The sequence below is a fragment of the Peptostreptococcaceae bacterium genome, from assembly GCA_016649995.1.
In the GTDB taxonomy this organism is placed as follows: domain Bacteria; phylum Bacillota; class Clostridia; order Peptostreptococcales; family BM714; genus BM714.
This window is the reverse complement of the sequence record JAENWJ010000015.1, coordinates 26,505-33,627: the sequence shown is the minus strand read 5'-3', so window position 1 is coordinate 33,627 and position 7,123 is coordinate 26,505. Positions and strand designations below refer to the sequence as shown.

Here is a 7,123-nt window from a genome sequence, read left to right as displayed (position 1 = left end):
TACAAAGTGAACCCTTCCTTTGGAACATCCGATGACAGGGCGGCGCTTTTGGATGCGGTTAGGAGTGGACTTGTAGATGTGATAGGAACGGATCATGCCCCTCACAGCAGGGAAGATAAAATAAATGGAAGCCCGGGCATATCTAATGTGGAAATAGCATTTGAAATGGTGAATACCGTTTTTGAAAAGGAAAAAATAGGTCTTGGAAGGCTGATTGAAATGATGGCCGAAAAGCCTGCCGAACTTCTTGGGCTTGCCAAGGGACGCATTGAAGAGGGATTTGACGCGGACCTGGTTTTGGCCGACCTGGATATAGCAAAGACAATTTCATCAGAAACCTTCGTGTCGAAGGGCAGAAATACACCCTTTAACGGATGGAAGACTAAAGGGGAGATTGTATTTACAATGAAAGAGGGGGAAATAGTTTATGATAGTAGACAGATTGCACGATGAGGTCGTTTCCAAGGGGATGATTTGCGTTGGGCTGGACATACGGATGGAGTATATACCGGATTTTTTGAAAAAGAAATACAGTGCCGAAAATGATAGGATTTTTGCGTTCAACCGTTTGGCGATAGATGCGGCAGAGAACAGGGCGGCCTGCTTCAAGCTGCAGATAGCATGCTATGAAGCGGAGGGAATCGAAGGACTGAGGGCCTATGGAAAAACAATGGACTATCTTAGGGAAAAGAAATTGATATCCATAGCAGATGCTAAAAGGGGAGATATCTCTTCTACTGCAGGGCTATATGCCAAGGCGCATTTCAGTGGCGAGTTCGAGGCTGATTTCATGACAGTGAATCCATACATGGGTGAGGACGCAATATCACCATATTATGATTATATAAAGAATAAAAATAAGGGCCTCTTTGTTTTGATTAAGACATCCAATCCCTCTGCGGCGGACTTTCAGGAAAAAACCATGTCGGGCGGGAATCCTCTCTATATGGAAACTGCAAAAAAAGTTGCTGAGTGGGGGGCTAACTTTATAGGCAACAGCGGATACAGTTCCATAGGCGGAGTGGTGGGTATAAAAAACACACGCGAATTTCATGAAGTGAGAAAGATTTGCCCCGGAATGTTCTTTCTGGTGCCTGGATACGGCGCGCAGGGAGGAACCGGCAACGACATAAAGGATGCGATAAGCGATCCGTGCGCGGTGGTCAATTCATCTAGGGGCATAATCGCCCATGCGCAGAAAGCCGATAATGAGAACGCTTTCATGGATATAATAAGCGGGCGTGTTGAAATGATGAGAAGGGACCTAGCGTATGAGTAAAATTCTGTACAACAATTCCTTGACGGAAACGGTATATGAGATTGCTGTAGAAGGGAGCTTTGAGGGCGGAATGGGGCAGTTCTACATGGTTCGTGCATGGGACGAATACCCGGTGCTTTCAAGGCCTCTCAGCATCCATGACCTCGAGGACGACCGCATAGTATTCCTTTACAGGATTTGCGGAGAAGGAACCCGTATACTCTCTAAGAAAAAACCTGGCGATGAAATAAGCATCGATGGACCATATGGAAACGGATTCCCCATGGAGACGGGACGCATTGCGCTTGTGGGAGGAGGATTGGGAACGGCGCCTCTTAGGCTCGCAGCCAAAACGATAAGGGAATTAAGTCCCGAAAAGCTTGACATCTATCTCGGATATTCCGATGAGGATATCAATTCTGACCGTTTTTCGGCCTATGCCGATTCCATGCAGATAGACATAGGAGGATTTGTGACTGAAGGGATTGATCCATCCTGGTATGACGTCATCTTTGCCTGCGGTCCTGAGCCCATGATGGAGGCCCTAGCAAAAAAAACGAGGCCCTACGATGTCAAGGTTTTCGTGTCGATGGAAAAACGCATGGCCTGCGGCATAGGGGCATGTTTAGTATGTACATGTAAAACAAAAAATGGAAATAAGAAAACATGTAAGGACGGTCCCGTTTTTGCAGGAGAGGATGTGTTCTTTGATGAGCTGTAGCCAAGTCGATTTTGGGAACATAACATTTAAAAATCCGGTGGTTATGGCCTCGGGTACCTTTGGCTTTGGAAAGGAATACGGAGAATGCTATGATGTTTCCAAGCTGGGAGGTATATCCACAAAGGGAATAACCATGGAGCAAAGAGACGGCAATAAAGGCATACGAGTGTGGGAGACACCTTCGGGCATAATGAATAGTGTAGGGCTCGAAAACCCTGGCGTTGAAGGGTTTCTTGCAGATGAAGCCTCTTATCTTGAAAAGCTTGATACCAGGATTTTGGTTAATGTCAGCGGATCTAAGATAGAGGACTATGTAGAATCTGTACGAAGAATAGAAGATACTCCATTTGAAATCATAGAGCTCAACATATCTTGTCCAAATGTAAAAAGCGGTGGGATGGCTTTCGGAACCAATGCTGATTCGGCTTACGGTATAGTAAAGGAAATTCGCAAGCATACTGCGAAGATGTTGATGGTGAAGCTGTCGCCGAATGTGGGCGACATTGCTGAAATCGCTTCGGCATGCGTAGAGGCAGGGGCGGACGCCATATCTTTAATTAATACTATTCAAGCCATGGCGGTTGATGTGAAAAAGCGAAAAATAATTTTTGACAATACATATGCCGGACTGTCCGGACCGGCGATTCGCCCCATAGCGCTCAGGATGGTTCACCAGGTGGCAAGAGCCGTCGATGTGCCCATAATGGGAATGGGAGGGATTGTTACGGGAGAGGATGCTATATCGTTTATAATGGCGGGGGCTTCATGTGTTCAGGTTGGGACCGCCAATTTCATGGATTTGAGGGCGGGAACAAGGATAATCGAAGAAATCGAAACCTTCATGGAACGTGAAAAAATTAAAAGCCTGTCTGAGATAACAGGCATATTATAAAGGAGACAAGCTATGGAACAGAGGGAATTGCTTGAAATATTCAAAGAAACCGAGGCAATATTGGAGGGACATTTTCTATTGTCTTCCGGGAAGCACAGTGGGGGCTATGTTCAGTGCGCGAAGGTTTTGGCCTACCCCGACAAGGCTGCTATTGTGGTTGGCGAGGTAGTTAAAAAGATAGAAGATTTGAAATTTGATTATTTTGTGGGACCGGCTATGGGAGGGGTAATCCCTGCCTATGAATTCGGAAGGCAGATGAATAGGAAGGCTCTTTTCGCGGAAAGGAAAGACAATGAAATGTGCCTAAGAAGGGGCTTTGAAATTTTGCAGGGAGACAGAGTAATAATTGCAGAGGATGTAATAACAACAGGAAAGTCGACTAACGAGGTCAAGAATCTTTTAGAGAGTCTTGGTGCTGAAGTCGTAGCGGCAGTGTGCCTTGTGGACCGTGGCGGAAGCGATGCCTTGGGTTTTCCGGTGTTTAGCGCTGTAAAAGCGGATATAAGTGTATATGAACCGGATGAATGTCCATTATGCAAGAGCGGAATGCCATGGGTAAAACCAGGCTCTAGAAAAATGGTTTAACCCAGCTTGAAAAAGTTGCACTTATCCTGTACAATCGGAATATATACGGTTGGGGGGTATGAAAATGAAGGCAAGAATTAAGGGGTGGCTGTTCTTCGGAAGCGTATTTACAGTTGTTTGCGTTTTGCGGCTTTGGCGCGGAATATTTCTGATTTTTGCATATGCATTGATTGAAACGGTATGGCGTAAAAAAAAGAGCTTTTGCTACGATACCTGTCCCATAGGCAATCTTCTGGATTTTGCGGGTGAAAATCAATCTAGACATATAAAAGAAAATCCAAAGAAAGCCAATGTTGCGGGATGGTTGTTTTTTTTCACTTACATTGGTTTTATTTTGTTTGTCTTGATAGCATTTGCAGATAGGGACGGAGCAAAGTGGTATTATTTTTTTGGGTTGATGGTAGGCAGCATGATTCTGGCCTTGCTAACGGAAGTGTTTTTTAGGAAAAGATTTTGGTGCATATATATGTGCCCCTTATCGAAATTAATGAAAGGTATTCTAAGGTTTGCGAAACGATAGGAAAACGAGTACTTTAAAAATTTTGCAGCGAAAAGGAATTGCGAGGAGAATGGAAATGAGAAAAATCCTTCATGTGATTGCACAGGAACCCGGAAAGACAGGAAGCGGTGTTTTTGCGAGGAATATTTTACTCCAAGCAGAAAGCAAAGGATACAAGCAAACACTTATTGCAGGAATGCCTTCCCACGGAGACAAGGGAGAGTATTGCCTTCCTGAAGGAATCTGCTTTGAGCCGGTGCTTTTCGAAAGCAGGGAATTGCCTTTTCCAGTCGTGGGAATGAGCGATGAAATGCCATATGAAAGCACCCGGTACGATGAGCTTGTCGGCAACAATCTGGAACTTTGGGAGAATTCGTTCGGAAGGCATTTGACGGAGACTGTTGAATCGTTTGAGCCGGATGTCATAATATCCCACCATCTATGGCTTCTGACCGCGCTCGTAAGGGAAAGCTTTACTAATATTCCGGTGTTTGCTTTTTCGCATGGGAGCGATCTCAGGCAGATGGAAAACAACAGGATGCATAGTCAAAGAGTAATAAATGCATGCAGAAATCTTGACGGTATTTTTGCACTAAATGATTTTCAAAAGAGTCGAATCTGTAAAGTTTACGGTGTGCATCCTGAAAAAATAGCTGTTACGGGAGCAGGATACGACAGAAGTTGCTTCAATGAAGATAATAAGGGCTTGAGTCGGAAGCCGGAACAGATAGTATATGCGGGTAAAATCAGCAAAGCTAAGGGGGTTTTGAGCCTTCTCGATGCATTTGAAATAGTTTTGGCGCGTAGGCCGGAGGCAAGGCTTTGCCTTGCGGGATCCGGCAAGGGAACGGAATACGAGCAGCTTTCAGCAAGGGCAAGAAAAATGAAGAGTGTAAGGCTCATGGGAAACATGGATCAGTTTGATCTTGCAATATTATTTAGGGAAAGCGGCGTTTTCGCACTTCCATCGTTTTATGAGGGGCTCCCTCTCGTTTTGGTGGAGGCCGCAGCCTGCGGAATGAGATTGGCTGTTTCTGAATTGGGAGGATTGAAGGCGTGGTTTGGAGAGGATATGACTGAGTCCGGAAATGCTTTGATGGTTAAGCTGCCGAGAATGGTTTCGGTAGACAAGCCGCTCAAGGAAGACGAAAGCGATTATGCTGGCAGATTTGCAGAGGTTTTAATAGAACAGATGGACTCGAACCTGCTTCCGACTGATTCCGAAATCAGAAAGGATTTCGTAAAAAGAAAGTCATGGGAAAGCGTATTTGAATCAATTGAAAGTCATATTCCAAAAATATAAATACAATTGCGCTGTATTATTGAATAGCTGCATGATGCAGCTATATAACATTAATGTCTCTAACATTAAGTGCCTTGAAGCACAGGAAATAGGAAACCGAAAACATGGATTTCTATAGATGGGCTTTTTGTTTTTTTGTGAACGAATATGTGGACGATGTAGACGGCTTTTCTAAAGACATTTTTAAGGTTATACTGTAATATATGAAGCAAATTCAAAAAGGGGTGAAGAAATGGCTTTTTTTACAAAACACTTGGAAATCCACGACCAAATTTTGGAGCATCTCGACAAATGCATTCTTTGCCATGAAAGGCTCACAGAATATGTGGAGGATATATTTGAGGAAGGGAACGAGCAAAAGGCATTGGCCTATGTAAAGGAAATCAGTGCAATGGAGACCGATGCAGATGCCATAAGAAGACGCATAGTAATAGAGCTTCTGAAGGGCAATCTCTTGCCTCAGTCTAGGCGTGAAGTTCTCTGTCTGATTGAGGAAATAGATGAAATAGCAAATGAGTCCGAGGAAATAATGAGGGATATTTATCTTCAGGCAGTAGAGATTGACGATGAGTATTTGGACGGACTCATGGCGATAAACAAGGAGACGAAGCTTCAGCTTAAGAAACTCCGAATAGCGGTGGACAAGATTTTTTCGGACATATGGAGCGAAAATAAGAATTTGCATGAATTGTGCTTTGAAATAGACGCCCATGAAAGCGCAGTAGACATTATTGAGCAATCAATCATCAAAGATTTATATCGCAGCGGCCTTTCCTTGGCTGAAAAGAATCAATTGAGATACTTTGTCACCAAGTTTGCGGATATTTCCGATCTGGCGGAGGATATTTCCGATCTGCTAGAAAAAATCATCGTAATCAGAAAGGTTTGATTCTATGATATATTGCTATTTGATATCTGCGGTATTTTTGGGTTGGGCATTGGGAGCCAATGATTCGGCCAATTGTTTTGGAACTGCTGTGGCAACACGCGTAATCAGATACGGATGGGCCGTATCCCTAACGGCGGTCCTGGTGGTGGCCGGAGCCTTAATGGAAGGCGCGGCGGGCATAGAGAATTTAGGGGCATATGCGGCTTGCAACGGTGTATTTTCAGGGATGGACGCTTTCCTCGTCATGAGTGCCGCAGCCGTGACGGTAGGGTCCTTGACAATTTTCAAGCTCCCGATTTCAACATCCCAGGCGGTCATCGGAGCAATTATCGGCTCGGGAATAGCGGATGGCCGATTCGTAATCAGAGAAACCCTGCCTTTTTTTGGAGCCTGGTTCTTAACGCCTTTGGGAGCCATGGCAATTGGATATGTTTTGTATAGGCTCGTGAGCGAGCATGTACAGAAGCGTATAAACAACATCGAGTTGTTCGATCGGTTCATAAAAATCGGATTCATACTTTCGGGTGCTTTTTCTGCATATGCTTTGGGAGCAAATAACGTGGCTAATATAACGGCTCTTTTTGTTGGCAGACTTGAATTTTTCAGCGCAGGACAAGCCGTTGTGCTGGGAGGGCTTTCCATAGCGTTTGGAGTCTTGACGCATTCGAAACCTGTGATGATGACTGTGGGAAAGGGAATAGTCCATCTAAATCCCTTTTCGGGATTCATATCTGTGCTTTCTGCAGCGTTGGTTGTGTATTTCTATGCGCAGGTAGGCATTCCTGTTTCGACATCCCAAGCCATTGTCGGAGCAGTTTTTGGAATAGGGTTGGTCAAAGGGATACAGACCGTCAATATGAAGACCATAAGAAACATTGTACTCGCATGGTTCGGAACGCCATCTATTGCAGGGCTGATTAGCTTTGTGCTGTTAAAAATCGCGGGATAGAAAAGAACAAGGGGATGCAAGTTAATC

At 44.6% G+C, this 7,123-nt stretch carries 9 protein-coding genes; all 9 read left to right on the top strand.

Annotated elements, in window-relative coordinates; all coding sequences use genetic code 11:
- A partial coding sequence (locus JJE29_04520) for an amidohydrolase family protein (GenBank protein MBK5251879.1) occupies positions 1 to 453 on the top strand: 453 nt, incomplete at its 5' end.
- A complete protein-coding gene (pyrF, locus tag JJE29_04515; protein ID MBK5251878.1) occupies positions 428 to 1,279 on the top strand; it encodes an orotidine-5'-phosphate decarboxylase in 852 nt (283 codons plus the stop codon). The genes JJE29_04520 and pyrF, both read left to right, overlap by 26 nt.
- Positions 1,272 to 1,979 (top strand): dihydroorotate dehydrogenase electron transfer subunit, encoded by a 708-nt coding sequence (locus JJE29_04510; GenBank protein ID MBK5251877.1) that lies wholly within the window; start codon positions 1,272 to 1,274, stop codon positions 1,977 to 1,979. The genes pyrF and JJE29_04510 overlap by 8 nt, the downstream gene beginning before the upstream one ends.
- Positions 1,969 to 2,871 carry a dihydroorotate dehydrogenase gene (locus tag JJE29_04505; GenBank protein ID MBK5251876.1) on the top strand — a complete coding sequence of 301 codons (903 nt, stop codon included), beginning with the start codon at positions 1,969 to 1,971 and terminating at the stop codon, positions 2,869 to 2,871. Before JJE29_04510 ends, JJE29_04505 begins: the two co-directional genes overlap by 11 nt.
- A gap of 12 nt (positions 2,872 to 2,883) precedes the next feature.
- Positions 2,884 to 3,456 (top strand): orotate phosphoribosyltransferase, encoded by a 573-nt coding sequence (locus tag JJE29_04500; GenBank protein ID MBK5251875.1) that lies wholly within the window; start codon positions 2,884 to 2,886, stop codon positions 3,454 to 3,456.
- A 64-nt stretch (positions 3,457 to 3,520) separates the two neighbouring features.
- Entirely contained in the window at positions 3,521 to 3,976 is a 456-nt protein-coding gene (locus JJE29_04495) for a hypothetical protein (GenBank protein MBK5251874.1), read from the top strand.
- A 55-nt stretch (positions 3,977 to 4,031) separates the two neighbouring features.
- Positions 4,032 to 5,258 carry a glycosyltransferase family 4 protein gene (locus JJE29_04490; GenBank protein ID MBK5251873.1) on the top strand — a complete coding sequence of 409 codons (1,227 nt, stop codon included), beginning with the start codon at positions 4,032 to 4,034 and terminating at the stop codon, positions 5,256 to 5,258.
- Positions 5,259 to 5,490: 232 nt separating this feature from the next.
- Positions 5,491 to 6,147 carry a DUF47 family protein gene (locus JJE29_04485; protein MBK5251872.1) on the top strand — a complete coding sequence of 219 codons (657 nt, stop codon included), beginning with the start codon at positions 5,491 to 5,493 and terminating at the stop codon, positions 6,145 to 6,147.
- 4 nt (positions 6,148 to 6,151) lie between these two features.
- A complete protein-coding gene (locus JJE29_04480; GenBank protein MBK5251871.1) occupies positions 6,152 to 7,096 on the top strand; it encodes an anion permease in 945 nt (314 codons plus the stop codon).
- Positions 7,097 to 7,123 lie beyond the last annotated feature (27 nt).